This is a genomic window from Flavobacterium sp. CFS9 (assembly GCF_041154745.1).
Classification (GTDB): Bacteria; Bacteroidota; Bacteroidia; order Flavobacteriales; family Flavobacteriaceae; genus Flavobacterium.
The window spans coordinates 1,592,129-1,616,385 of sequence record NZ_AP031573.1 but is presented as its reverse complement, the minus strand read 5'-3'; the positions used below and the strand labels follow the sequence as shown (position 1 = coordinate 1,616,385).

25 protein-coding genes are annotated in these 24,257 nt (G+C 36.0%); 15 read left to right on the top strand and 10 right to left on the bottom strand.

The annotated features are described in order from the left end of the window. Window positions 1-21: 21 nt before the first annotated feature. Window positions 22-1,068 (bottom strand): thiamine-phosphate kinase, encoded by a 1,047-nt coding sequence (gene thiL / locus ACAM30_RS07220; protein ID WP_369617874.1) that lies wholly within the window; start codon window positions 1,066-1,068, stop codon window positions 22-24. Between the two features lie 219 nt (window positions 1,069-1,287). Here thiL and ACAM30_RS07215 point away from each other — a divergent pair, with 219 nt between their 5' ends. Together ACAM30_RS07215 and ACAM30_RS07210 are read left to right on the top strand one after the other, a co-directional pair. Further along, on the top strand, window positions 1,288-1,770 hold the full coding sequence (locus ACAM30_RS07215; protein WP_202700490.1) for a DinB family protein: 483 nt from the start codon (window positions 1,288-1,290) through the stop codon (window positions 1,768-1,770). Window positions 1,771-1,820: 50 nt separating this feature from the next. Further along, window positions 1,821-2,321 (top strand): DinB family protein, encoded by a 501-nt coding sequence (locus ACAM30_RS07210; protein ID WP_369617873.1) that lies wholly within the window; start codon window positions 1,821-1,823, stop codon window positions 2,319-2,321. A gap of 46 nt (window positions 2,322-2,367) precedes the next feature. On the opposite strand, the gene ACAM30_RS07205 is transcribed toward ACAM30_RS07210, so the two are convergent. The 6 genes from ACAM30_RS07205 to ACAM30_RS07180 all read right to left on the bottom strand — a co-directional run bounded on the left by ACAM30_RS07205 (window position 2,368) and on the right by ACAM30_RS07180 (window position 9,605). Continuing rightward, the gene (locus ACAM30_RS07205; RefSeq protein WP_369617872.1) at window positions 2,368-3,327 is read right to left on the bottom strand and encodes a helix-turn-helix transcriptional regulator; all 960 of its coding nucleotides are present in this window, start codon (window positions 3,325-3,327) and stop codon (window positions 2,368-2,370) included. A 704-nt stretch (window positions 3,328-4,031) separates the two neighbouring features. Next, the gene (gene lepA, locus ACAM30_RS07200; protein ID WP_369617871.1) at window positions 4,032-5,828 is read right to left on the bottom strand and encodes a translation elongation factor 4; all 1,797 of its coding nucleotides are present in this window, start codon (window positions 5,826-5,828) and stop codon (window positions 4,032-4,034) included. A gap of 224 nt (window positions 5,829-6,052) precedes the next feature. Continuing rightward, window positions 6,053-6,727, bottom strand: coding sequence for a hypothetical protein (locus ACAM30_RS07195; RefSeq protein WP_369617870.1), 675 nt, complete (start codon window positions 6,725-6,727; stop codon window positions 6,053-6,055). 4 nt (window positions 6,728-6,731) lie between these two features. After that, window positions 6,732-7,724: an alpha/beta fold hydrolase gene (locus ACAM30_RS07190; protein WP_369617869.1), complete on the bottom strand. Its 993-nt coding sequence runs from the start codon at window positions 7,722-7,724 to the stop codon at window positions 6,732-6,734. 119 nt (window positions 7,725-7,843) lie between these two features. Further along, window positions 7,844-8,944 (bottom strand): helix-turn-helix domain-containing protein, encoded by a 1,101-nt coding sequence (locus ACAM30_RS07185; protein WP_369617868.1) that lies wholly within the window; start codon window positions 8,942-8,944, stop codon window positions 7,844-7,846. A gap of 133 nt (window positions 8,945-9,077) precedes the next feature. Beyond that, window positions 9,078-9,605, bottom strand: coding sequence for a CvpA family protein (locus ACAM30_RS07180; RefSeq protein WP_369617867.1), 528 nt, complete (start codon window positions 9,603-9,605; stop codon window positions 9,078-9,080). Window positions 9,606-9,847: 242 nt separating this feature from the next. On the opposite strand from ACAM30_RS07180, the gene ACAM30_RS07175 reads away from it, so the two are divergent. The 3 genes from ACAM30_RS07175 (at window position 9,848) to ACAM30_RS07165 (ending at window position 11,820) form a co-directional block, all read left to right on the top strand. Beyond that, window positions 9,848-10,204: a hypothetical protein gene (locus tag ACAM30_RS07175; protein ID WP_369617866.1), complete on the top strand. Its 357-nt coding sequence runs from the start codon at window positions 9,848-9,850 to the stop codon at window positions 10,202-10,204. 108 nt (window positions 10,205-10,312) lie between these two features. Further along, complete coding sequence (pheS, locus tag ACAM30_RS07170; RefSeq protein WP_369617865.1) at window positions 10,313-11,332, top strand: phenylalanine--tRNA ligase subunit alpha; 1,020 nt, start codon at window positions 10,313-10,315, stop codon at window positions 11,330-11,332. Between the two features lie 80 nt (window positions 11,333-11,412). Next, window positions 11,413-11,820, top strand: coding sequence for a hypothetical protein (locus ACAM30_RS07165; protein ID WP_369617864.1), 408 nt, complete (start codon window positions 11,413-11,415; stop codon window positions 11,818-11,820). A gap of 75 nt (window positions 11,821-11,895) precedes the next feature. On the opposite strand, the gene ACAM30_RS07160 is transcribed toward ACAM30_RS07165, so the two are convergent. The 3 genes from ACAM30_RS07160 to ACAM30_RS07150 form a co-directional block, all read right to left on the bottom strand. After that, complete coding sequence (locus ACAM30_RS07160; RefSeq protein ID WP_369617863.1) at window positions 11,896-12,891, bottom strand: NAD(P)H-dependent glycerol-3-phosphate dehydrogenase; 996 nt, start codon at window positions 12,889-12,891, stop codon at window positions 11,896-11,898. Window positions 12,892-13,218: 327 nt separating this feature from the next. Continuing rightward, complete coding sequence (locus tag ACAM30_RS07155; protein ID WP_369617862.1) at window positions 13,219-14,376, bottom strand: iron-containing alcohol dehydrogenase; 1,158 nt, start codon at window positions 14,374-14,376, stop codon at window positions 13,219-13,221. Window positions 14,377-14,540: 164 nt separating this feature from the next. After that, window positions 14,541-15,302 (bottom strand): type 1 glutamine amidotransferase domain-containing protein, encoded by a 762-nt coding sequence (locus ACAM30_RS07150; protein WP_369617861.1) that lies wholly within the window; start codon window positions 15,300-15,302, stop codon window positions 14,541-14,543. Between the two features lie 85 nt (window positions 15,303-15,387). On the opposite strand from ACAM30_RS07150, the gene ACAM30_RS07145 reads away from it, so the two are divergent. From ACAM30_RS07145 to ACAM30_RS07100, 10 genes are all read left to right on the top strand, one after another. Further along, a complete protein-coding gene (locus tag ACAM30_RS07145; protein WP_369617860.1) occupies window positions 15,388-16,293 on the top strand; it encodes a LysR family transcriptional regulator in 906 nt (301 codons plus the stop codon). A gap of 66 nt (window positions 16,294-16,359) precedes the next feature. Then, window positions 16,360-16,716 carry a PKD domain-containing protein gene (locus ACAM30_RS07140; protein ID WP_369617859.1) on the top strand — a complete coding sequence of 119 codons (357 nt, stop codon included), beginning with the start codon at window positions 16,360-16,362 and terminating at the stop codon, window positions 16,714-16,716. 115 nt (window positions 16,717-16,831) lie between these two features. After that, window positions 16,832-17,524, top strand: coding sequence for an NUDIX domain-containing protein (locus tag ACAM30_RS07135; protein ID WP_369617858.1), 693 nt, complete (start codon window positions 16,832-16,834; stop codon window positions 17,522-17,524). A 76-nt stretch (window positions 17,525-17,600) separates the two neighbouring features. Then, window positions 17,601-18,434, top strand: a complete 834-nt coding sequence (gene prs / locus ACAM30_RS07130) for a ribose-phosphate diphosphokinase (protein ID WP_369617857.1) — start codon at window positions 17,601-17,603, stop codon at window positions 18,432-18,434. A 102-nt stretch (window positions 18,435-18,536) separates the two neighbouring features. Continuing rightward, window positions 18,537-19,064 carry an NADAR family protein gene (locus tag ACAM30_RS07125; protein WP_369617856.1) on the top strand — a complete coding sequence of 176 codons (528 nt, stop codon included), beginning with the start codon at window positions 18,537-18,539 and terminating at the stop codon, window positions 19,062-19,064. A gap of 9 nt (window positions 19,065-19,073) precedes the next feature. After that, window positions 19,074-20,528 (top strand): O-acetyl-ADP-ribose deacetylase, encoded by a 1,455-nt coding sequence (locus ACAM30_RS07120; protein ID WP_369617855.1) that lies wholly within the window; start codon window positions 19,074-19,076, stop codon window positions 20,526-20,528. Window positions 20,529-20,533: 5 nt separating this feature from the next. Continuing rightward, complete coding sequence (locus ACAM30_RS07115) at window positions 20,534-21,088, top strand: RNA 2'-phosphotransferase (protein WP_369617854.1); 555 nt, start codon at window positions 20,534-20,536, stop codon at window positions 21,086-21,088. Between the two features lie 63 nt (window positions 21,089-21,151). Continuing rightward, on the top strand, window positions 21,152-21,991 hold the full coding sequence (locus tag ACAM30_RS07110; RefSeq protein WP_369617853.1) for an ADP-ribosylglycohydrolase family protein: 840 nt from the start codon (window positions 21,152-21,154) through the stop codon (window positions 21,989-21,991). Window positions 21,992-21,994: 3 nt separating this feature from the next. Then, window positions 21,995-22,726, top strand: coding sequence for a metallophosphoesterase (locus ACAM30_RS07105; protein ID WP_369617852.1), 732 nt, complete (start codon window positions 21,995-21,997; stop codon window positions 22,724-22,726). Between the two features lie 24 nt (window positions 22,727-22,750). Continuing rightward, entirely contained in the window at window positions 22,751-24,223 is a 1,473-nt protein-coding gene (locus ACAM30_RS07100) for a nicotinate phosphoribosyltransferase (RefSeq protein WP_369617851.1), read from the top strand. The last annotated feature ends 34 nt before the right edge of the window (window positions 24,224-24,257 follow it).

Sequence of the window (24,257 nt, the reverse complement as noted above, 5' to 3'; positions counted from 1 at the left end):
GAAAACTGCGACTAAAAAAATCTACTCCGTTAGAGCATCCCAGCCACGGGCTTTAAGTGCAATTTTTGTATTGGCACGTGTTACCAGATGAACTCCTTCACTTTCATCAGTCATGTGGCCGATAATAGAGAAGTTTGGGTTGCCTTTTATTTTATCAAAATCATTAATGTCGATGGTAAAGAGTAATTCGTAATCTTCACCGCCATTTATAGCAACTGTTGTACTATCGATATTGAATTCTTCACAAGTCGAAATGAACTGAGGATCCAGAGGAAGCTTATCTTCATATAAATTACAGCCCACTTTTGATTGTTTGCAGATATGCATAATTTCAGAAGACAATCCGTCCGAAATATCAATCATTGCCGTAGGTTTAATCTCGAGTGCATGTAATAAAGTGCGAACATCTTTTCGGGCTTCGGGTTTTAACTGACGCTCGATTAAATAGCTGTACATATCCAGATCCGGCTGGCTGTTAGGATTCACCTGAAATACCTGTTTTTCACGCTCCAGAACCTGTAATCCCATATAAGCAGCTCCTATATCTCCGGTAACTACAAGTAAATCGGTTTTTTGAGCACCATTTCGGTAAACAATTTCTTCTTCGTTAGCTTCACCAATTGCGGTGATGCTAATAATTAGTCCTTTTTGAGATGAGGTAGTATCACCGCCAATAACATCAATCTTGTACTCTTTTGCAGCATGTGTAATGCCTTCAAATAACTCTTCTAAGGCTTCTAGTGGGAAACGGTTAGAAACGGCTACAGAAACCGTTATTTGCGTCGGTTTTGCATTCATGGCACAAATGTCGGAGAGATTAACCACAACCGATTTGTAACCTAAATGCTTCAAAGGCATATAAGCCAAATCAAAATGTACTCCTTCAATTAATAAATCGGTCGAGACTACCACTTTTTTGTCCTTAAAATCAAGAACAGCGGCATCATCACCTATACTTTTCAAAGTAGATTCCTGAGTAACATCAAAATTTTTGGTTAAATGGTCAATTAAGCCAAACTCGCCTAATTGTGCTATACTGGTACGTTGAGGATTTTTATCTTCGATCATTTTCTTTTAAGTTCCAAAGTTTGTAAGAGGCAAAGGTACAAAGGTTTTTTATAAAGGAGCTAAGGTTTTTTTATAAGTGAATTTCTGCTTCGAGAGGCAACAGACGGTCCTTTTTTTGGTGATGATTAAAATAATTGATAATTTTATTTTACTACTGACAAACTGTTGTCACCGGGCCTAAATACTTTTGAAGTATCAAATAATTAAAACTTTAAAATTATGAAAACATTAGCAGCTCAAGTAATTACTCCAGAAGATTTATTGATACACTGGCAAGGACACCGTAAGCTTACACGTAATCTTATTGAAAAATTTCCTGAGAAAGATTTTTTCGAATTTTCAATCGGAGGAATGCGAACTTTCGCTAAGTTGACCGATGAGCTTTTGGCTATCGCAGTTCCGGGTATTAAAGGAATTGTAAACAGAGAAGTGAAGCCATTTTCAGAAGAAGCAACAGAGAAACTGATTTTCAAAGCGCAATATCTTGAAAAATGGGATGAAGCAACAGCTGAAATCAATGAGCTCTGGCAAAAATTATCGATCGAAGACTTTAGTGAAAATTTTAACCTTTTTGGTCAGTATGAATTTCCGATATATCAGAACATACTGTATTTTATTGACAATGAAGTACACCACCGCGGACAAGGATATGTGTATTTAAGAGCTTTAAATATCGAACCTCCGTTTTTCTGGGAAAGATAATCGTAACCGGAAGTATTTAATAAATTTTATTCTAATATAAATCGAACAGTATGAGTTTTAAAAAAATTATGACCAATTATGCCGCTTATAATTTATGGGTGAATCAACAATTTGTGAATTGGCTTTCAGCAAAAAGCGATGAATTGCTGCATAAAGAAATTCTTTCAAGCTATCCAAGCATTATTAAAACGCTAAATCATATTTGGGAAACCGAAGAATATTGGTTTTCAATAATAGCTGAAATTCCACAGCCGGAAAGAAGGGAAGCTGTTGATTTAAACAAAGATGAAATATTTGAAGGTTTATTGAATACTTCCGCAAAATTAGCTGCATTTATCACATCATTATCAGACGAACAGTTATTGAAAACAATCAAAATTGAAAATCCATGGTTTCAGTGTGAACAGCCTGTAAGCGATTATTTGCTGCAGGTGGTGAATCACGGAACGTATCACAGAGGACAGATTGTAACCATTGGAAGAAATGTTGGTATTACCGATGCTTCTAATACCGATTATAATTTTTACAATGTGGTAAAAGAGAAACACTAGATTTGAAAAACTCCTAAAGATGAACTTCACCTTTAGGAGTTTTTTTTTATAACAGTCTTTTACGGTTGATTTCCAGTAATTCCAGTGTTTTGGTCTTGAGTATTTCAGGTTCCAGAATCGTAGCGTAATCTCCATACATTAGAAACCATCGCGGAAATGAGTTCTCGATATCTCGTGACATAAAAGTCATTTCTATTTTTCCATCTATTTCTTTTTCTGAAATGAATCCGTGATACTTTTTTTCGGTACCCAGATAGCGTGCAATTTTTTTATCAACTAAAATTCGGACTTTTGTTGTTGGACAAGTTTCTGTTTTATTGATATAAGTTTCTAAAGCATCATGTTCGATCGTAAAATCAGAATCTGTTTTTCGAATACCTTGAATTCTGTCCGCTCTAAACTGACGATAATCCTGTCTTAAATGGCAGTATCCTAAAAAATACCAATTGTTATTATCATGAAAAACGCCCACAGGTTCTATGTTTCTTTGTGTAGCTGTATCTGTTTCATATGTTTTGTACGAAAGTAAAAGCTGCTTTTTTTCAGCAATACCTTCAAAAAGAAGCGCTAAAGTATTTGGAGAATTATCATTAAACATAGGTTCAGCAGTTTGCATGACTACCCGTGATTCAATATTGGAGAGCCAGTCTTTATCGGTACTTTTTAAAACCGATTTCAGTTTATACATGGCAGAAGCATAGTGCGCTCCAAGTGAAGGATCGGTAAATTTTTGCATGAGTTTTTCGGCAGCAATAAAACTGCTTACTTCTTCGCGTGTGAACATTACGGGAGGTAATCGATAGCCGTCCATTAAAGCATAACCGACCCCGGCTTCACTGTAAATTGGTACCCCTGAAGCTTCCAAAGTACGAATGTCGCGATAAATAGTTCGTAAACTACAGTCAAAACGGTCGGCCAATTCCTGTGCTTTTACAATTTTTTTAGATTGTAATTGGATGAGGATGGCGACAATACGGTCAAATCGTTTTGGGGTTTCGTCGAGCATTTTTTCTTGGTACAAAGATTGAGAGGTTCAAAGTTACAAAGGTTTGAGGTTTAAAGAAATAAAAAGCTGTTCCAAATTGGGACAGATTGCTTTTGTTTTGTATTAATATTTCGCTCCGCTGGAGCTTTTTGATGCTGGGAAACTACATTTTCTATAGATATTTTGCTCCTCTGGAGCAGTTTGAGAAAGAAAAAGTAAAAGAAATATTTTAATTGATAATGAACAAAGAAGGCTGATTCATTTTAAGCCAGACCTCTTTGTTTATATAATTGTTATTGTTTGCTCCAACGGAGCAAAATATTAATAGAAAATAAAAGTGATGTTTGTAAGAAGGTTTCAACGGTCTGGCTGAGCGAAGTCGAAGCCATTCTCCGTTCTATAAATCTTCGACTCCGCTCAGGGTGACATCGCGGTTGTATGAAGTTTTTATTGGTTTTATTTTTAATGAATCTGTTAGGCAGAGTTAGAGTCGAAATTCTAGTTTAATCAAGTCTCAACGGTCTGGCTGAGCGAAGTCGAAGCCATTCTCCGTTCCATAAGCCTTGGACTCCGCTCAGGATGACATCGCGTGTATGAAGTTTTTATTGGTTTTACTTTATTCTTAACAGCACTAATAAATATCCCCAAAAAAAAAACCTGACAATTTTTCATCATCAGGTTTTCTCTATATTCTTTGTTCTTTACTCTATTCTCTAAAAAAAAGCTTAGTCGTTCAATTTCAAAACAGCCATAAACGCCTCTTGTGGAATCTCAACGTTTCCTACTTGTCTCATACGTTTTTTACCTTTTTTCTGTTTTTCAAGAAGTTTACGTTTACGAGAGATATCTCCACCATAACATTTTGCGGTAACGTCTTTACGAAGTGCTTTAATGGTTTCACGAGCGATAATTTTAGCACCAATTGCAGCCTGAATCGGAATGTCGAATTGTTGTCTTGGAATCAGCTCGCGTAATTTCTCGGTCATTTTTTTACCAATGTTGTAAGCGTTGTCTTCGTGAATCAAAGCAGAAAGCGCATCCACCGTTTGAGCGTTCAAAAGAACATCCAGTTTTACCAGTTTTGAAGTTCTCATTCCAATAGGAGAGTAGTCAAAAGAAGCATAACCTTTAGATACTGTTTTCAGACGATCGTAAAAATCGAATACGATCTCTGCCAGCGGCATGTCGAAATTCAATTCCACACGTTCTGTTGTCAGATAGGTTTGGTTGGTAATTAAACCGCGTTTTTCGATACACAAACTCATTACGTTTCCAACGAAATCAGCTTTTGTGATGATAGTAGCCTTAATGAAAGGCTCTTCAACTCTGTCTAGTTTTGAAGGTTCAGGTAAATCTGATGGATTGTTTACAACTAATGGAGTTTCCGGATGTTTTTTGGTATAAGCCAGGTACGAAACGTTAGGTACAGTAGTAATAACCGTCATATCGAACTCACGCTCTAAACGTTCCTGAATAATTTCCATGTGTAACATTCCTAAGAATCCGCAACGGAAACCAAAACCTAAAGCGGCTGAACTTTCAGGAGCAAAAACCAATGAAGCATCGTTCAATTGTAATTTCTCCATAGAAGAACGTAAATCTTCGTAATCCTCTGTGTCTACAGGGTAAATTCCGGCGAAAACCATTGGCTTTACATCTTCGAAACCTGTAATCATATTGGTAGTCGGCACTTTTGCATCGGTAATGGTATCACCCACTTTCACCTCGCGTGCTTCTTTAATTCCTGAAATCAAATATCCAACATCCCCGGCAGAAACCACACTTTTGGGAACCTGATTTAATTTTAAAGTTCCAATCTCGTCAGCAAAATATTCATTGTCCGTAGCCATGAATTTAATTTTTTGCCCTTTTTTGATTTCTCCGTTTACTACTCTGAAGATAACCTCAATTCCACGGAATGGGTTGTACACCGAGTCAAAAATCAAAGCCTGTAATGGTTCTTCAGGATTTCCTTTTGGAGCAGGGATTTTTTCGATAATGGCTGCTAAGATATTTTCAACACCAAAACCGGTTTTTCCTGAAGCATGAATAATGTCTTCTAATTTACATCCCAATAAATCGATAATGTCATCACTAACTTCTTCAGGATTAGCACTTGGTAAGTCTACTTTATTCAAAACCGGGATAATCTCAAGATCATTCTCTAAAGCCAGATATAAATTAGAAATAGTTTGCGCCTGAATACTTTGAGCTGCATCAACGATCAAAAGAGCTCCTTCGCAGGCTGCAATAGATCGTGAAACCTCGTATGAAAAGTCGACGTGACCGGGAGTGTCAATTAAATTTAAAATGTACTCCTCGCCTTTGTAGGTGTATTCCATCTGAATGGCGTGACTCTTAATGGTAATTCCACGCTCGCGCTCCAGATCCATGTTGTCAAGCAATTGTGCTTTTTCTTCACGAGCTGTAACGGTTTGTGTAGCACCTAATAAGCGGTCTGCCAGTGTACTTTTACCGTGGTCAATGTGTGCAATAATGCAAAAGTTACGTATCTTCTTCATTTTAATATGTCAATTCTCTAAACGAGTTTAAGTAATTTCCGGGTCTAAATCTGCACTGTAGCAATTGCCTTAGAGCATGTTAATAAACCGCAAAGATAGCGCAAAGTTTTGGATTCTGGAATGTTGATCTTCGATAGTTGAATGCGGAATTTTAAAATAGTTTTTAAAAGACTAAATAATACAGCAAACCCGACAGCTTTTTAAAACCTGTCGGGTTTAGAAAATTATTCTAACTTAAAATTGTAACCTAATTGAAAGTACAGCGGAATCATAGGTTTTGTTTTAAAATCTTGTGTGATAGTTTTTCCCAGCCGCAAAGTAAGATCGCTTCGGCGAAACGAGTATCCGGCTTGTAGGCCAAAGTTAAAGTTACCTCCGGTAGCAGGTTCGTACCAGCCGTCTTTTGCATTGGGATAGACTTCTTTGTAAATAGCCGAGTTTTTAAAATGTGTGACAATGGCTTTGTCGAAACCAAATTCTCCGGCCACAAACCATCTCGGTTTATAGTATCCAACAATTGCGGTCGCGTCGGCACCAAAGTTTTGCAAGGTAACTAACGGATTTTCGTATCGGCGATAAATTCCGTGAATTGAGGTGGTAAAACGGAAGTGATTTATCTGATAAAGATTTATTTGTCCGCCAATTTTACTTTTAAAATCATCGAATACAGCTTCGCCTGAGGGTAAAGAAAAGGAAACATCAGCCACAATGGGTAATTTGGTTTGAAAATGGTAACCGTATGCGAGTCCATAAACAAAACTATATTCCCATCCGGCATTTGCATGTAGAAGGTGTTTTTGATTCTTGTCAAGGCTTTCCCAGTTTAAGGTTTGAGAATAGGTTTGGCCTATGAAAAGAGAGAAGATAAAGATGCTGATTAATACTACTGTTTTCATCATGGGATTATTTTAGGTCGTTTAAATAGTTCAATACAAACGGATGCACATTTTCCCATTTGAAATAAATCATTTCATGTCCGGTACCTTTTACTTCGGCTATGGTGGTATTAGGAAAAAAGGCAGCTTCCTTTTGGGCAAAGGATAGACCATAGGACTGATTTAATTCACCATACAGAAACAGGACTTTAATTTTGTACTGGCTTAAATTTGTAGTGAAATCAAAGCCTTCATTTTCAGCAATGTCAGTTAAACTTTCTAAAACGGTTGTTCCGATTCGCCAAAATGGGGATGGTCCTGAAATACCTTCCTTGTTGCCTTTTGCATAAGAGAAACCCGAAGAAACTCCTAGTTTATAGTCAAGAATTTCGTGCTGGTTTTCTTTTCCGGTTAGGAATTGATCGATATACAGTAAATTGCTGGTGGCTTCGGAGAATAATTTAATTTTACGACTCATTTCACCGTAATCGTCCAATAGCTTCTTGTTTAAACCTCCTGGTTCCGCCAAAATAACACCACTAATGGCCGTTGGGTATTTGTTGACATAGGCGGCTGCAAGCATGGCGCCCCAGGAATGTCCGAAAAGAAATATTTTTTGAGTGGGTGTTTTGTGGTAATATTTTATGACTTCGGAGAGATCGTCGATCATCAATTGAATGGAGTAGGTATTTTTGTCGTGTCTTTTGGATAATCCGGAACCTCTTTGGTCGTAAAAAATCACATAGTAACCTTCGTCGGCGAGTTGTTTTACATTCAGGCCATTTCTGTAATCTGAGCCGGGACCGCCATGCAGGAAAACCAACATTGGATGGTTGGGGTTTCCGAAAGTTTCTGCATGCAGCTGTGTTCCGTTTACCAATATCGAAGGTAACGTTGGATCCTGATCGACTGTTTTGGGAACTAAATTTCCGGGTTCATCGACATCATTTTCCTGTTCACATCCCCAAAAAAGGAAAAGAGAAAGGACAATTGTGACAGAATAAAAAGCTTTGTTTTTCATTGCATAAATTTTTAAATTTCTGCAAAGATGCCTGCTGTAACACTATTGAGCGCCCCAATATGTAAGGTGGTTCCAGTTTTGAACTATAAATTTAAAACCTGTTGGATTTAGAATGGAAATTATTTAAAATATTCAGAAGGAGACAGGCCGGTTGCTTTTTTGAAGTTTCGGTTGAAAGCCGTTTTGGAATTAAATCCGCATTCAAATGCTATGGAGAGAAAAGTAAATTTTTGATTTTCGGGTAAAAGAATGGTTCTTTTAAATTCTTCCACACGCTGGGAATTGATGTAATCGTAAAAATTTTTCTGTTCTGCTGAGTTGATAACCTGTGAAAGAGTATTGGGATGAATGTTTATTTTCTGAGCGAGTTCAGTTAAAGTCAAATCAGCATTTTTATAGATTTTCTCCTCTTGCATGAGTTGCGTCAGTCTTTGATGGATAGCCGTTAACTCTGAAGAAGTCAGTCCTGATTTCTCGTATTTAATTTTTTCAGATGTATTTTCAGTAACCGCTTTTTCAAATGTTGAAGTCTCATAATAATTGTTTTCGGATAGCGGTTGATTGGTAAAAATTCCAACTTGTTTAACCCCGAAATAGCCAATAAAGATCAGATAGAAAACCACAACTGAGAAGATATACTGATCTTCAAAGAAGATAATTACCAGCCAGATGATACAAGACCCAAGGATTAAATACCGGAGCCAGGTCAGGTTGATTCTTTCGGTATGCGAAAATTGATTATTGATGTTCTTTCGGTGTTTTACAAGTTTTTGCAGCGAAAGTAACGGATAAATAATTCCTGAAAGTACGATTGCGGTATACAAAACAGAAATAAGGGTTTCGTAGCCTTTACCCTCATTTTTAAAAACTGCTGCTTTTTCTTCGAAAGACAAAGAATAAAACGGAATCAGTGTCAGAATAGCAATTAAAAAAGGACTAAAATGTAAAAGATTAAACTTTTTATACCGGTTCTGGTTGGTTAAAGCTGAGGTATATAAAAATAAAAAAGGTCCCTGAACTAAAGGCATTGGCAGTTCTAAACCCAGTAAAAAGGGAAAGTCGCTGTAATCTTTTTTGTAATGAAGGTAGAATAGAAATAAATGAAAGCCTGTGAAGAATAACCAGAGTGCCAGAATCTTGTCGGCTTCGGTTTTATTTCTTTTACTTGTCAGTATAACAACTAGAAAAAAAGTAATGATAATGCCGGTCAGGTACAACATACTGGTCTGGGGTATAAATTAAATCGGTTGTTAAAATATCAGCCAAGATAATTTATTTTGCTCAATTGTCTGCGGTCGGGGTGTTTTGCAAAGATTAATTTTTTATAACGCGTTAGGCTTAGTGGTGAGACTATTATTCCTTTTTAGAAGTTTCGGTATGATGGTCTTTAAATTCCCCGTACCATTTTTCGACAGAAGGATAAACAAAAGCGGCTACTTTTTTTACAGGATTGTAAAAAATAGAATGATCTAAGGTTTCCTTTTTGGCAAAAGTATTGTTGAAATTTATTTTTTCGAAAAGAGCTATGAAAATGCTCAGGATCAGAATGGTTTTTAAGACTCTGAAAAAGCCTCCGCCTAATTTATTGGGTAATCCCAAAAAGGCAAAATCGGCAATTCCGGTAAGGATCTTAGCTAAGAAGTAAATACCAATTACTACTAGAATAAAAGTGAGAACAAAAGCAGTGACTTGTATCGTATTAGGATTCCAGGAAACATGCTTTATGATCAATTCTTTCATAAAGGAGGAGAATTTAATCGCAATATAAATTCCCAGCAATAAAGAGATAAATGAAGCGACTTCTACAAAAAGTCCATTTTTAATTCCCTTGTATAAACTAAATGCTAAAAGTGCGGCAACAATTATATCGAAAAAACTCATTTTTGACGTGTTTAAAAAAGCGCAAAGATATACTTTTTTAGGTACCGAGGCTTAGATAGGCAAAGGTTCAGTCGTTTTTTTGGAGCTCACTTTTTGGATGTGTTTAATTTTTTTAGGCACAATGTATTGAACTATGTATCTTTGTAAATCAAAATTTAGAGTTAAGATTGTAGTTCTGCCCCCTCAGAATGGATTTTTTTAATCAGCAATCTAAAATCTACAGTCAAAAATCATAAATAAAAATGTCCAGAGATACACAACTAAAAGAGCGATGGGAAAAGCTCGTCGATATATTGTCGAATCAATTTTCGCAAGGAGAAGATTTAGATTTAGACGCCATAATTTATCTGATCGGAGTTCAGGAATTCGGAAAAGTACACCGTGAATTCAAAAAAGATGAAAAATTAAACCTGATGCATATTGCTATTTGCCGATTGCTGGAACCTTACGGGTTTTATGAATTTGAGTTTTTTGATGCCGACGGATGGCCACATTATAAAGTAAAAGAAGAATTACCGCCACTAAAGGCAGGAGAACAATCGGTTTTGATGAAAGAAGCCATTGTGAATTATTTTTTAGAAAGAGAACTGATTGACTAGTTTTTAGTCTCAGTCTCAGTTTTCAGTCCAATTCAGACTGAAAACTGAGACTGAGACTGTATACTTTAAACTAAAATTATGTAAATTTGCACCTTCAAAGCAAGACTGATGATAGACAAGATAAAAGAACATATAGAGGAAGCGAAAGCCTTTAATGATAAAAATAAAGAATCTTTAGAGCAGTTCCGTATTAAGTATTTAGGGAGTAAAGGTTTATTGAAAGAGCTTTTCACAGAGTTCAAAAATATTCCAAACGATCAGAAAAAAGATTTCGGACAAGTAATCAATACTTTGAAAGCTGTTGCTGAAGAAAAAGTAAGAGTTATTCAGGAAGAGCTGGAAAGCAAACAGGAAGTAAAAGGAGTTTTTGGCGATTTAACACGTGCGGCCGAACCGGTAATTATTGGTTCGCGTCACCCGATTTCGATCGTGAAAAATCAGATTATTGATATTTTTGCCAACATTGGTTTCAACGTTTCTGAAGGTCCGGAAATCGAAGACGACTGGCATAATTTCACCGCTTTGAACTTACCGGAATACCATCCGGCGCGTGATATGCAGGATACTTTTTTCATTCAGACTAATCCTGACGTATTGTTGCGTACGCATACATCATCTGTTCAGGTGCGTTATATGGAAAATCATAAACCGCCAATTCGTACTATTTCTCCGGGACGTGTATTTCGTAACGAAGCGATTTCGTCACGTTCGCACTGTATTTTTCATCAGGTAGAAGGTTTGTATATTGACAAAGAGGTATCGTTTGCCGATTTGAAACAGACTTTACTTTATTTTACAAAAGAAATGTTCGGAAAATCGAAGATTCGTTTGCGTCCGTCGTATTTTCCATTTACAGAACCAAGTGCCGAAATTGATATTTATTGGGGTTTAAAAACTGAAACCGATTATCGTATTACGAAAGGTACAGGCTGGCTGGAAATTGGTGGTTGCGGAATGGTAGATCCTAATGTTTTGAAAAATTGTGACATCAATCCGGACGAATACAATGGTTTTGCTTTCGGAATGGGAGTAGAACGTATTGCCATGTTACTGTATCAAATTGGTGATATTCGTATGTTTTATGAAAATGATGTTCGTTTCTTAGAACAGTTCAAAGCCAATATTTAAAAATAAATTTATTAGTAAATAGTGATTAGTGAGAAACTTTCTTTCTAATCACTATTTACTTTTTACAAAATATTAAGATTATGAAAAAAGATATAATAATTCCCGAAGTAGAAAACGTATTTCTGGCAGCAGTGCAGGAATGGAGCGATGACTTTATGGAAAAAGTATGGTACGCTTACTTGGTAAACGACAGTGATTTTAACCTGGACAGTGTAATGGTAGTTTCAAAAGCCTTTGGAACAATCGACGGAGAGATGAAGAAAACATCTATTCTGCGTCACGCTTTTGTTGAGGTTCCTGCGGTTTCTGTTGTGAAAATAGAATTGGTTGAAAAAAGCCTTTTAGTACTTAATAACGAATTTATGGTGACTTTCTTCATCGGAAATACGTTATACGATAAGAAGTTTGTTTTTAAAGCAAATTCGCTTGATGAAAATAAAACGGAAGAAGTGCCAATCCTTTTTGTTGAAGGAATTATGGTGAAGTAGTTTTTTTAGTTTTCAGTCGCAGTTTACCTATTCAAAGTAATTGAAAACCGCGACTGAAAACTGAAACTGAAAACTTTAATCCAAAGACTCCGTCAATTTCTTAAATACTGATCTTGCATCTTTCCCTTCATATAACACAGCGTAGACCGCATCAATAATTGGCGTTTTTGCACCATAGCCCTGATTAAGTTTGTAAGCACTTTTAGTGGCATAATAACCTTCGGCCACCATACTCATCTCCATCATCGCACTTTTTACCGTATAGCCTTTCCCAATCATATTTCCGAACATTCTGTTTCTCGAGAACACAGAATACCCCGTAACCAATAAGTCGCCTAAATAAGCTGAATCATTGATGTTACGTTTCATTTTATGAACTTTGCGGATAAATTTCTTCATTTCGCGAATTGCGTTGCTCATAATAACCGATTGAAAGTTATCTCCATAACCTAATCCGTGCGCAATTCCGGCTGCAATAGCATAGATGTTTTTAAGCATCGCCGCATATTCAGTACCGATAATATCATCAGAGATTTTGGCTTTGATATAATTTCCGGATAAATGTTTGGCCACGACAGAAGCTTTTTCCGGATCTCCACAGGCGATTGTTAAATAGGAAAGTCTTTCCAGTGCTACTTCTTCAGCATGGCAAGGACCGGTAATTACACCGATATTGTAGTAAGGAATGTCGTATTGAATGTGAAAATGCTCTCCAACAATCAAACTTGTTTCAGGAACAATTCCTTTAATAGCAGAAAAGATAATTTTATCGGACAATGAAACCGTCAAGTTTTTCAATTCACCGTCTAAAAAAGCAGAAGGAATAGCAAAAATCACATAATCTGCATAGGCAACTGCTTCATTAATATTATTGGTCAGTTTAAGTTTTGCCGTATCAAATTCAACCGAACTTAAGTAATTCGGATTGTGTTTGTATTTCTGAATGTGTTCTATAGCAGCATCATTACGCATGTACCAGGCAATTTCTGAAAGATTTACACATAACATCTTTGCAATTGCCGTTGCCCAGCTTCCTCCTCCAATTACTGCAAATTTTAAATTTTCGCTCATTATTTTAATAATTTAAAGCAAAAGTACTTAATAATGTAGTAATAATACAAAATCTCATTTAAGAAATTTGGAAAGTCTCTTTAAATACAATGGTTTCCGAAGAATTTAAATTGGAATAGAAAATATTTTACAGATTGTACAATAAAAAGGCAATCAGTACGTTGTAACTATTTATAAATTAGAATTTAATGAGTTTAGCAAGAATTGAGTTAGTTAATTTTGTTTTAGTATTGTAAGAAGGCGTTCCCATAAAATGAGAACGCCTTTTTTGTAAAAATCCAAATGAGCTTAAAACTGGAATTTGTTTTTTTATTTGAAATTAATGCTTTAATAGCTCATTTCAACAATCGATTTTACTTTGTCTAAAGTAATGAGTTGTTTTTCGCCCAAACCTTTCCAGCCTCTTTCATTAAATCGGTTTACAATAAAATCAGCCGTTTTGCTATAATCGTTTGTGTATTGCGAAAGTTTAGTATCCATTCCCATAGTATGGAAAAATGCTACAGTTTGATTGATTGCTTCTTTTGCCACTTCATCGTCAGAACCTGTTAAATTGAAAATCCTTCTGCCGTATTGGGCAAGTTTTTCTTTTTTGGTCTCAAACATCGTTTGGTATAAACTAGGTCCGATAATTGCCAAAGTTCTGGCATGGTCAATTCCGTATAAAGCCGTTAATTCGTGTCCGATCATGTGAGTTGCCCAGTCTGAAGGAACCCCTTTTTGAATTAATCCGTTTAATGCCATAGTACAGCTCCACATGAAATTAGAGGCCAAAGCATAATCGGTTGGATTTTCAACCACTTTAGGGCCAACTTCAATTAGAGTCTGTAAAATTCCTTCGGCAATACGGTCTTGTAAATAACCTTCGTGAGGATATGTCAGGTATTGCTCCATCACATGTGTATAAGCATCTACGACACCATTTTGTAGTTGTCTTTTGGGTAACGAAGCAATTACAGTTGGATCGCAAATTGAAAATTTAGGGAAAAGAGCACTTCCGCCGAAAGCCAGTTTTTCCTGAGTAGCCTCGATCGTAACAACCGCTCCCGAATTCATTTCACTTCCCGTTGCAGGTAAAGTCAAAACAGTTCCAAAAGGCACAGCATTTTCTTTAATGAGTAATCGTTTTTGTAAAATGTCAATTGGATTTCCGTCGAAATTTACGGCTGCAGAAATGAATTTTACACCATCGATTACGGAACCACCGCCAACAGCTAAGATGAAGTCAATTTTTTCAGCTTTGATCACAGCAACCGCTTTCATCAAAGTTTCAAAATGTGGATTGGGTTCGATGCCGCCAAATTCTACAATATCGAAACCTTTTAAGTTTTGAATAACCTGTTCGTGAATTCCGTTTTTAAAAATACTTCCGCCGCCATAAGCCAGTAAAATTTTGGCATCTTTAGGGATTAGAGTCGAAAGTTTTTCAATTTGCCCTTTTCCGAAAATTAAATTCGTCGGATTGTATAATTCAAAGTTTAGCATTTTTTTTAGAGTTTCTTAGATGCTGAGGTGCTAAGGTTCTAAGTTTTTTTTAGATTCTTAAAATCTCAATGTCTCAGCATCTTTCATTATAGTAATTGTTTTATTTTAATGTTTCTAAGTCCTGTTGCTTAGAACCTCAGAACCTTCGTATCTCAGAATCTTTATTACTTCAATTGCTGTAATAATTTACCTGCGACTAATTTAGACGAAGCAGGGTTCTGTCCGGTGATTAAAAGACCGTCTTCTACAGCATAAGGCTGCCAGTTGGCTGCTTTCGAAAATGCAGCGCCATTTTTTGTTAAAGCATCTTCCAATAAGAACGGAACTACTTTGGTTAAGCCTACCGCCTCTTCTTCGGCATTTGTAAAACCGGTTACTTTTTTGCCTTTTACTAAAAATTCGCCTTTAACTTTTACGTTTTTTAAGACTGCCGGAGCATGACAAACAAAAGCAACAGGTTTTTTATTAGTATAGAAAGATTCAATTAAAGCAATGGAATTTTTATCTTCTACCAAATCCCAAAGCGGACCATGACCTCCTGGGTAAAAAACAGCATCGTAATCTTTCTGGTTGATGGTAGAAAGTTTATGTGTGTGTTTTAACTTCTCTTGCAAAGTTTTATCAGCGTCAAAGCGTTTGGTATCTTCGGTGGCTGATGCAGGATCGGCACTTTTAGGGTCAATTGGAGGCTGACCTCCCAGCGGAGAAGCAATCGTAATTTCAACACCCTGATCTAATAATTCATAATAAGGTGCAGCAAATTCTTCCGACCAAAATCCGGTTTTCTCTCCGGTATTTCCCAGTTTGTCGTTACTGGTCACAACAAATAGTACTTTTTTGGCACCTTTTTTTGTTGTTTTTTGTGCTATAGCGGAAATGCTAAAAGCACTAAAGGCTATAATCGTAAGTAAGGTTATCTTTTTCATAAGTTTAAATTTTGATCAAATTTACGGCTAAAGTGATATCAGTAAAAATAAAATAAACTATGTTTGTTATAAATATATTTATGTCATGGTGAGTCTGGAGTGGTACAGAACCTTTAAGGCTGTATATAAAAACGGGAATTTTTCTATCGCTGCAAAAGAGTTATTTATGAGTCAGCCTGCGGTGAGCCAGCAAATCTCTATGCTGGAAGCACATGTTGGAAATAAATTGTTCAATCGAAAGTCAAAAGGCGTAGAACCAACGGAATACGCTAAGTTACTGAATAATTTAATCATAGATGCGCTGGATCGGCTTGAAAATGTAGAAAGCAGTTTTCGGGCAAAAGCGGAAGATGCCAATCGGTTAATTTCTGTTGGGATCTCCAAAAATCTTTTTAATTGTATTGGAAACCTCCTGATCGCTAAATTTGATTTGATCGATTTTACTTTTGCAGAAAATGATGTGCTTTTTGAGTTGGTAGATGCTAAAAAACTGGATTTTGCAATCACCACAAAAAGATTTGACACCTTTGATACGGTCTACGAAATTGTTGGAAAAATTAAGCTGATCATGGTGGCTCCGGTACGTTTGGATGGAACAGAATTTCGTCAGAAACTAAAATCAGATAATTATACAGCAGTAGAGCAGTGGCTCAATGAGCAAAAATGGTACAGTCACGATGCCAGAATTCCACATATAAAATTATTTTGGCTGCATGCTTTTAATAAAAAGCGCCCATCGATGGTTCCGAATTATATTATTCCATCCGAATCTGAGATGTTAAGGATGTTGGCGGACAATGAAGGAGTAGCGATAACCTGGAATTGTAATGCGAGAAAATATATTAAAGAGAATAAATTGCAGTTATTGTGGAATAGTTTTCATGTGCCGGAAGAGTATGTGTATGTATTGACCGCTAAAAACAACAATTTGAATTCGTTTTTTGAAATTATTTCCAAAGAGTTAAAATTATTTTTTGGTAACCGATTATGATGAAAATCATTGTTTTCTGTCTTTTTATGAAATATTTTTGATAAATAAATTCTTAATATTTTAAAAATGAAAAAGTTAGTATCTATTATAATGGTTGCTCTCGTGTTGTATACGGTTAATTCCTGTACTAAACGTGAAGAAGATGAGATCGCAGATTGCCTTACAGAAGCAATTTTTGTAAAACTACATAATTCAACTGATGCTACTAATCCAAAATTAATGAACTATTCAGTTGGATATAGTGGAACCGGAACTTTAGTTAGTGTAAATTGGACATTTGGCGACGGGACTACCGGAACGGGTAAAGATATTACACATCTTTATCCGGCAGCAGGAACTTATGAAGTTAAAGCAGAGGTTACAGTTGCAAAAGATGGTGCAAACTGTACTTCTATTCCAAAGAGAACCGTAACAATAAACTAGGCAGGCCAAAAGAAATAGAATATTGATGAGAGTCAATTTTATAATTTATTGCTGATGTGATAGATTATAAAATTGGCTCTCATTCGTTATATTTGTAAGATAGGAGTTTTAAAATATGGAAAATTTTCAAAATATTCGAATTGCGGTTGATGCCATTGTGTTTGGATATAAGAACAACAGTTTGTATGTGCTTTTAATTGAGCAAAAGTTTGGTTCTGCAGATAAGTATTGGGCTTTACCGGGTGGATTAGTAAAACAGGACGAATCTTTAAGTGATGCTGTGATTAGAGAGCTGCACGAAGAGACCAGCGTTCAGCTTACTTTTATGGAGCAGCTGTATACTTTTGGAGATGATATTAAGAGAGATTCCAGAAATCGCGTAATTTCGGTGGCTTACTATGCTTTAGTTGATGCTTCCGGACTCGAAATTAAAGCGGATACTGATGCCGAACGCGTACAATGGTTCAAAATAGATGAGATTCCCGATCTGGCATTCGATCATAATTTAATTGTAAAAACTGCATTAGCAAGACTAAAAGCAAAACTGACTTATGAACCGGTTGGTTTCGATTTGCTTCCTCAGGAATTTTTATTTTCAGACCTCGAAAATCTGTACTGTACTATTTTGGAGAAAGAAATAGACCGTCGAAATTTCAGAAAGAAGATACTCAGTTACGGCTTTTTAGATCAAACTGATCATTTTTCACCTATAAAAAGCGGCCGCCCGGCTAAACTTTTTAAGTTCAATTATCTGAAATACAAAGAGTTAAAAGGAAAAGGCTTTCACTTCGAAATAAAGTTTGCGTAAATTTTACACAAAATAAATTGTTTAATAAATATATTGCTCTATATTTGCGTATAATTAACGCAAACTAAAAAAAACTATGATACTTAATTTAGACCCAAAATTCACTCCAATTCTTAATAAGGAAGAAATCAAATTTCAAAGTTTCACATTTTCAGGAGGAGAACCTCATATTAAAATCAGTCCTGATTTTGATCCTACACAAAAAGTAACCATTACCCATCGATTAAATTCATTCAACGATTTAGGTCTGTTGTGCATCACAGTAGATGCATTGCGCAGAATGGAAGTTAAAGTAATCGATCTTTTTATTCCATATTTCCCGGCAGCCAGACAGGATCGTGTGATGATTAAAGGCGAATCGTTATCTGTAAAAGTATATGCCGATATCATTAATACGCTTCAGTTGAATAAAGTATTTGTTTTTGATGCGCATTCTGAAGTGACTCCGGCCTTAGTAAACCATTGTGAAGTGATCCCGAATCATACTTTTATCGCGGAAGTTTTGAAAGTAATTGGCGAAAACGTAAAATTAATTTCTCCGGATGGCGGTGCTTTAAAGAAAATCTACAAAGTTTCTGAATTTCTTGGCGGAATCGAAGTAGTAGAATGCAGTAAAAGCCGTGACGTAAAAACCGGAAGATTGTCTGGTTTTAAAGTATATGAAGACGATTTAAACGGAATGGACTGTTTAATTGTAGATGATATTTGCGATGGAGGAGGAACTTTCGTCGGATTAGCTGAAGAATTAAAAAAGAAAAATGCCGGAAAATTATACTTAGCAGTAAGCCACGGAATTTTCAATAAAGGTTTCGAAGTTTTGGATTGTTTCGATGCCATTTTTATCACCAATTCAGTAAAAGATTTTGAAGGCGAAAGCGTTCAGGTGATTGGATTGGATCAATTAATTTGAAAAGTTTCAGGTTTCAGGTTTCAAGTTATATAGGGAACCTAAAACCTGAAACTTGAAAAAAAATAACAGAGAACTCGCTTCTTTGTTTCAATAACAAAAAACATGAAATACAATATAGATACCATAGCTCCGGAAAGTAAGTTTTTATTTTTCTGGGGACATCAGCCTAGTAAAGACGGAACGATTACCAAAACCTGCTTTAGTCAGTGGTGGTTAAGTTCTTTTAAAGTAAATGGCGTGACGTACAAAACTGCCGAACACTGGATGATGGCAAAAAAAGCAGAATTGTTTAACGATAATGAAGTTTTAGCAAAAATTATTAAAGCTAATTCTCCTGCCGAAGCTAAAAAATTAGGCCGTCAGGTTAAAAATTACAATGATGCAATTTGGTTAGCTGCTAGATTTGACATTGTGAAAGAAGGCAATTATCATAAATTCAGTCAAAATCAAGAACTAAAAGCTTTTTTGCTAAATACAAAAGATAGAGTTATAGTAGAAGCAAGTCCCGTAGATGCAATTTGGGGAATTGGAATGGCAGGTGATCACAAAGATGTTCTGAATCCTGAAAAGTGGAAAGGGCTTAACTTATTAGGTTTTGCTTTGATGGAAGTTAGGGATGAATTGAGATAATGGTAGGTTATGAAAATAGAAATTCTAAAAGGAGATATCACTGAAATTCAGATTGACGCAATTGTAAACGCAGCGAATACTTCTTTATTAGGCGGTGGTGGAGTTGATGGGGCTATTCACAGAAAAGGAGGAAAAGCCATTTTAGAGGAATGTATTCAAATTCGAAATAAACAAGGCGGCTGTAAAGTTGGCGATGCTGTACTAACAACAGCGGGTAATTTGCCTTCAAAATATGTGATTCATACTGTTGGACCTGTTTGGAATGGAGGTAAAAGTCTGGAAGTTGAATTGTTGCAAAATTGTTATTTGAGTGTTTTAGAATTGGCGGTTATAAATAATATAAAAACAATTGCTTTCCCTAATATAAGCACTGGTATCTATAAGTTTCCAAAAGATTTGGCGGCGGAAATTGCGATTAATGTGATCGATAATTTTGAATCAAAAAATCAATTCGAAAAAATTGTTTTTGTTTGTTTTGATGAAGAGAATTTCAAAATTTATAATGATATAATAGAAGATGATTTCAATTATAAAATTAAATCAGGTTTATTTGGATTGGCTGTTGGCGATGCTTTAGGCGTTCCTGTAGAGTTTTACTCTAGATCTGATTTAAAAGAAAATCCTGTTTCTGAAATGATAGGTTTTGGAACACATTACCAGCCAGCAGGAACATGGAGTGATGATAGTTCTCTAGCTTTTTGTTTAGCAGAAAGTTTGTGCAATGGTTATGATTTATCTGATATTGCAAGAAATTTTGTAAAATGTTATAACACAGAATTATGGACGCCACACGGGAAAGTTTTTGATATTGGAATAGCAACCAGAAATGCAATTCATAATATTGGGAAAGGACATGAACCCGAATTATGTGGTGGTTTTGAAGAAAAAGATAACGGAAATGGTTCTTTGATGAGAATCTTACCTTTAGCTTTTTATCTTAAAAACGAAAAAGATATTGAAGACATTTATAAAAAAGTAAAAGAAGTCTCGTCTATTACCCATGCCCATTTTAGATCAGGATTTGCCTGTTTTATTTACGTTGTTTATTGCTTAGAACTTTTGAAAGCCACTGATAACACAGAAGCATATAGAAGGATGCAGGATGTTGTCGCTGACTTTTTACGAGATAAGAAATTTAATCCTCTGGAGCTTCAATTGTTTGATAGGATTTTAAAAAATAATATAGCAGAATATCCCGAAAATGAAATTCATTCGTCAGGTTATGTTCTTCATAGTTTAGAAGCTAGTTTATGGTGTTTTTTAAATTGGAATTCCTACGAGAAAACCGTTTTAAAAGCTGTAAACTTAGGCGGAGATACCGATACAACTGCTGCTATCACAGGAGGTTTGGCGGGTATTTATTATGGAATTGACAACATTCCTCAAAAGTGGATTTTGGGAGTAGCAAGAAAAAACGATATTGATGATTTGTGTGAACGATTGTCTTTAAAGTTAAAAAATTAAAAATCATGAATGAAAGAATAGCAAAAAGCGTCAGTAAATTTTTAAGTCTGGTGCTTAGGCATTCACCCGAAACCATTGGTATTAAGTTAGACGAAAATGGCTGGGCAGATGTTGAAGAGTTAATTATAAAATGTAATAAAAACGGAAGCCAAAGTCAGATGACGGCTGAACTTTTAGATTACGTAGTAGAAAACAACGATAAAAAACGATTTGCTTTTAATGATGACAAAACAAGGATCAGAGCAAGTCAGGGACATTCCATTTCTGTTGAATTAAATTTGAGTGAAACGGATCCGCCGGAATATTTATACCACGGAACGGTTGGGAAGTTTATGGAAAGCATTCAGAAGGAAGGTTTGAAAAAAATGAGTCGTCAGCATGTGCATCTTTCTAAAGACAAAGAAACCGCAGTAACGGTAGGAAGCAGGCGCGGAGCTCCGCAAATTTTAACCGTAAGAAGCGGCAGTATGCATCGGGACGGATTTAAATTCTATTTGTCTGAGAATAATGTTTGGCTTACAGATGAAGTTCCGGCAAAGTATATAGAGTTTAGAATGTAGGATGTAAAATGTGAAATGTGGGATGTGAGAAGCAACATTTTAATTATTTGAGAATAACCAATTATGATAGTAGAAGCGGCAATAGGTGATGCGTACGGGGCAGGTTTTGAATTTCGGGATTTAGATTTTATTTCTCAGAACAACCATTTAACCCAGTATCACAAACACGGACTTTATACTGAAATTTACAAACGCTATACAGACGACACTCAAATGGCAATTGCAATTTCGGAATTGTTATTAGAAGAGGAAAACTGGAACGAAATCAAAGTAGCAGATAAGTTTGTTGAAGTATTTCACAGAGATAAAAGGAGAGGATACTCGGATAGAGTTTACAATGCACTTGATGCAAGTAAAAACGGTTCTGATTTCATTAAGATAATCAACAACGGAAGTAACGGAAATGGTTCTGCTATGCGGGCTTATAGTATTGGATATTTAAAAGATATTGATCAGTTGATGGCTTTCTGCGAAATTCAGGCAAGAACTTCTCATTATACTGTTGAAGGGATCAGTTGTGCGAAGCGTATTGCTTTAGCTGTTCACTATTTTAAATACAATTTGGGTGACGGATCGAGTTTAGTGTCATTTTTAAATGAAACGCTGAAGGAGAATGAAACCTATAAAATTACTTCGCCAATCGATATGCATGGATACCCAACTACACAAGCGGTTATTAAAATCGTTTCCGAAGCGACTTCTATGAAGGATTGCTTGAAAACCAGTATCAATTATGGCGGAGATACTGATACTGTTGCTGCTTTGTGTATGGCAATTTTAAGTAACAAAAAAGACTGTGATAAAGTGCTGCCTGCATTTTTGTATGAAGGTTTGGAGAACGATACATTTGGAAAAGACTTTCTAATAAAATTAGATGCAGCTCTCGATAATAAGTTTAATTAAATCATGAAAAGAACCTTTGTTTTTGGGGATATTCACGGCGGATTAAAAGCATTAATTCAGTTATTAGAGAGAATTGATTGCTCAGAAAAGGATCGGTTTATTTTTTTGGGAGACTATGTAGACGGCTGGAGTGAATCAAAACAATTAATTGATTTTCTGATTGATTTATCTCAAAAACAGCAGTGTATTTTTATCAAAGGAAATCATGATGTCTGGTGTCAGGAGTGGTTAGAGAATGATGTTATAAACGATATTTGGTTTTTGCATGGAGGGAAATCGACTATAGAGAGTTATGTCGATATTGAATGTTCGGAAAAAGAAAAACATCGCCATTTTTTCAATACCATGAAAGATTACTTTGTAGACGAAAACAACAATTTATTCATTCATGCCGGTTTTTCGTCGATGCATGGCCCGGAGAAAGAACATTACCAAAGCAATTATTCGTGGGATAGAACGTTGTGGGAAATGGCTTTGGCAATGGATAAGAGAATTAAAAAAAATTCGCTTTCCTATCCGAAAAGATTGTTACTTTATAATGAGATTTATATTGGTCACACACCAACCCTTCATTATAATGTTGAGATTCCAATGCAAGGATGTAATGTGTGGAATGTCGATACCGGGGCTGGCTTTTATGGCAGATTAACGGGTCTTGATGTGGAAACAAAAGTATTTTGGCAAAGTGATATAGTACAAGGGCTTTATCCAAATGAAAAAGGAAGAAATAAATAATTGAAAAAATAACTAAGAAATTTTATGAACCCATTATTATTAACCGACGGTTACAAAGTTGACCACAGAAGACAATACCCAGACGGAACAACATTAGTATATTCTAACTGGACGCCAAGAAAATCAAGAATTGAAGGACTAGAAGAAGTGGTGTTCTTCGGATTGCAATATTTCATCAAAAAATATATCATTCACGATTTTGAGACCGATTTCTTTAAAAAGCCAAAAGAAGAGGTGGTTAAAAAATACGCTCGCAGAATCAATAATTATTTAGGTGAAAATCAGGTTGGAACCAAACATATTGAGGATTTACACGACTTAGGATATATTCCGATGGTTTTTAAAGCGTTGCCGGAAGGTGTCAGCGTACCCCTAAGAGTGCCAATGTTTACGATGTACAATACGCTTCCGGAGTTTTTCTGGCTGACTAATTATTTCGAAACCTTATTGTCTGCTGTAATCTGGCTGCCATGCAACTCTGCTACTATTGCAAAAGAATATCGAAAAGTACTGGACAAATATGCCGACGAAACATCATCAGTTCCTGAGTTTGTAGATTGGCAGGCGCATGATTTCTCCATGAGAGGAATGGGTGGAATCGAGGCAGCAATTACTTCTGCAGCGGGACATTTGCTGAGTTTTACAGGTTCTGATACCATACCGGTAATTGACTTTTTTGAAGAATACTACAATGCTAATTCTGATACCGAATTGATTGCAGGTTCGGTTGCGGCAACGGAGCACTCTGTAATGTGTATGGGAACAACTGAAGGGGAGTGCGAGACGTTTAAAAGACTGGTTACTGAAGTGTATCCAAAAGGAATTGTGTCTATCGTTTCGGATACCTGGGATTTATGGAAAGTTTTGACCGATTATTTACCAAGATTGAAAGAAGAGATAATCGCCAGAGAAGGTAAAGTGGTGATCCGACCTGATAGTGGTGATCCCGTAGATATTATTTGTGGTAATCCAAACGGAAAAACTGTAGAAGAGAAAAAAGGGGTAATTGAGCTGCTTTGGGATGTTTTTGGAGGCACAGTTAATGCAAAAGGATATAAAGAGCTTATTCCGCAAATTGGTGCTATTTATGGAGATAGTATTACAGTAGCAAGAGCAACTCAAATTTGCGAAAGATTAAAAGAGAAGGGATTTGCCTCTACAAATGTTGTTTTAGGGATTGGTTCGTTTACCTATCAATACAATACCAGAGATACTTTTGGTTTTGCAATGAAAGCGACTTATGGAGAAGTTAACGGAGAGGGCAGAGCTATTTTTAAAGATCCAATTACAGATGACGGAACTAAAAAATCAGCCAAAGGATTGATGAAAATTGATTTGGTTGATGGTGTATATCATTTAACCGATAATGTTTCCTGGGAAGATGAGAAACAAGGCGAATTGAAGGAAGTTTTTAGAGATGGGAAACTTTTAACAGATCAGTCTCTAACAGATGTTAGGTCTCGAGTTAAAATTGATAGTGCTGTTGAAAAAGTATAAACTAAGTTAATAAATCCTGGAGGGATGATCTATC

Coding starts and splice junctions, on each gene's coding strand:
- ACAM30_RS07150 (WP_369617861.1), bottom strand. CDS start 15,302: ATGAAAAAGATAACCTTACTTACGATTATAGCCTTTAGTGCTTTTAGC.
- ACAM30_RS07210 (WP_369617873.1), top strand. CDS start 1,821: ATGAGTTTTAAAAAAATTATGACCAATTATGCCGCTTATAATTTATGG.
- ACAM30_RS07135 (WP_369617858.1), top strand. CDS start 16,832: ATGGAAAATTTTCAAAATATTCGAATTGCGGTTGATGCCATTGTGTTT.
- ACAM30_RS07185 (WP_369617868.1), bottom strand. CDS start 8,944: ATGTTGTACCTGACCGGCATTATCATTACTTTTTTTCTAGTTGTTATA.
- ACAM30_RS07205 (WP_369617872.1), bottom strand. CDS start 3,327: ATGCTCGACGAAACCCCAAAACGATTTGACCGTATTGTCGCCATCCTC.
- ACAM30_RS07165 (WP_369617864.1), top strand. CDS start 11,413: ATGAAAAAAGATATAATAATTCCCGAAGTAGAAAACGTATTTCTGGCA.
- pheS (WP_369617865.1), top strand. CDS start 10,313: ATGATAGACAAGATAAAAGAACATATAGAGGAAGCGAAAGCCTTTAAT.
- ACAM30_RS07180 (WP_369617867.1), bottom strand. CDS start 9,605: ATGAGTTTTTTCGATATAATTGTTGCCGCACTTTTAGCATTTAGTTTA.
- ACAM30_RS07110 (WP_369617853.1), top strand. CDS start 21,152: ATGATAGTAGAAGCGGCAATAGGTGATGCGTACGGGGCAGGTTTTGAA.
- ACAM30_RS07175 (WP_369617866.1), top strand. CDS start 9,848: ATGTCCAGAGATACACAACTAAAAGAGCGATGGGAAAAGCTCGTCGAT.
- ACAM30_RS07125 (WP_369617856.1), top strand. CDS start 18,537: ATGAAATACAATATAGATACCATAGCTCCGGAAAGTAAGTTTTTATTT.
- ACAM30_RS07215 (WP_202700490.1), top strand. CDS start 1,288: ATGAAAACATTAGCAGCTCAAGTAATTACTCCAGAAGATTTATTGATA.
- ACAM30_RS07190 (WP_369617869.1), bottom strand. CDS start 7,724: ATGAAAAACAAAGCTTTTTATTCTGTCACAATTGTCCTTTCTCTTTTC.
- lepA (WP_369617871.1), bottom strand. CDS start 5,828: ATGAAGAAGATACGTAACTTTTGCATTATTGCACACATTGACCACGGT.
- ACAM30_RS07105 (WP_369617852.1), top strand. CDS start 21,995: ATGAAAAGAACCTTTGTTTTTGGGGATATTCACGGCGGATTAAAAGCA.
- ACAM30_RS07155 (WP_369617862.1), bottom strand. CDS start 14,376: ATGCTAAACTTTGAATTATACAATCCGACGAATTTAATTTTCGGAAAA.
- thiL (WP_369617874.1), bottom strand. CDS start 1,068: ATGATCGAAGATAAAAATCCTCAACGTACCAGTATAGCACAATTAGGC.
- ACAM30_RS07195 (WP_369617870.1), bottom strand. CDS start 6,727: ATGATGAAAACAGTAGTATTAATCAGCATCTTTATCTTCTCTCTTTTC.
- ACAM30_RS07100 (WP_369617851.1), top strand. CDS start 22,751: ATGAACCCATTATTATTAACCGACGGTTACAAAGTTGACCACAGAAGA.
- ACAM30_RS07140 (WP_369617859.1), top strand. CDS start 16,360: ATGAAAAAGTTAGTATCTATTATAATGGTTGCTCTCGTGTTGTATACG.
- ACAM30_RS07145 (WP_369617860.1), top strand. CDS start 15,388: ATGGTGAGTCTGGAGTGGTACAGAACCTTTAAGGCTGTATATAAAAAC.
- ACAM30_RS07120 (WP_369617855.1), top strand. CDS start 19,074: ATGAAAATAGAAATTCTAAAAGGAGATATCACTGAAATTCAGATTGAC.
- ACAM30_RS07160 (WP_369617863.1), bottom strand. CDS start 12,891: ATGAGCGAAAATTTAAAATTTGCAGTAATTGGAGGAGGAAGCTGGGCA.
- prs (WP_369617857.1), top strand. CDS start 17,601: ATGATACTTAATTTAGACCCAAAATTCACTCCAATTCTTAATAAGGAA.
- ACAM30_RS07115 (WP_369617854.1), top strand. CDS start 20,534: ATGAATGAAAGAATAGCAAAAAGCGTCAGTAAATTTTTAAGTCTGGTG.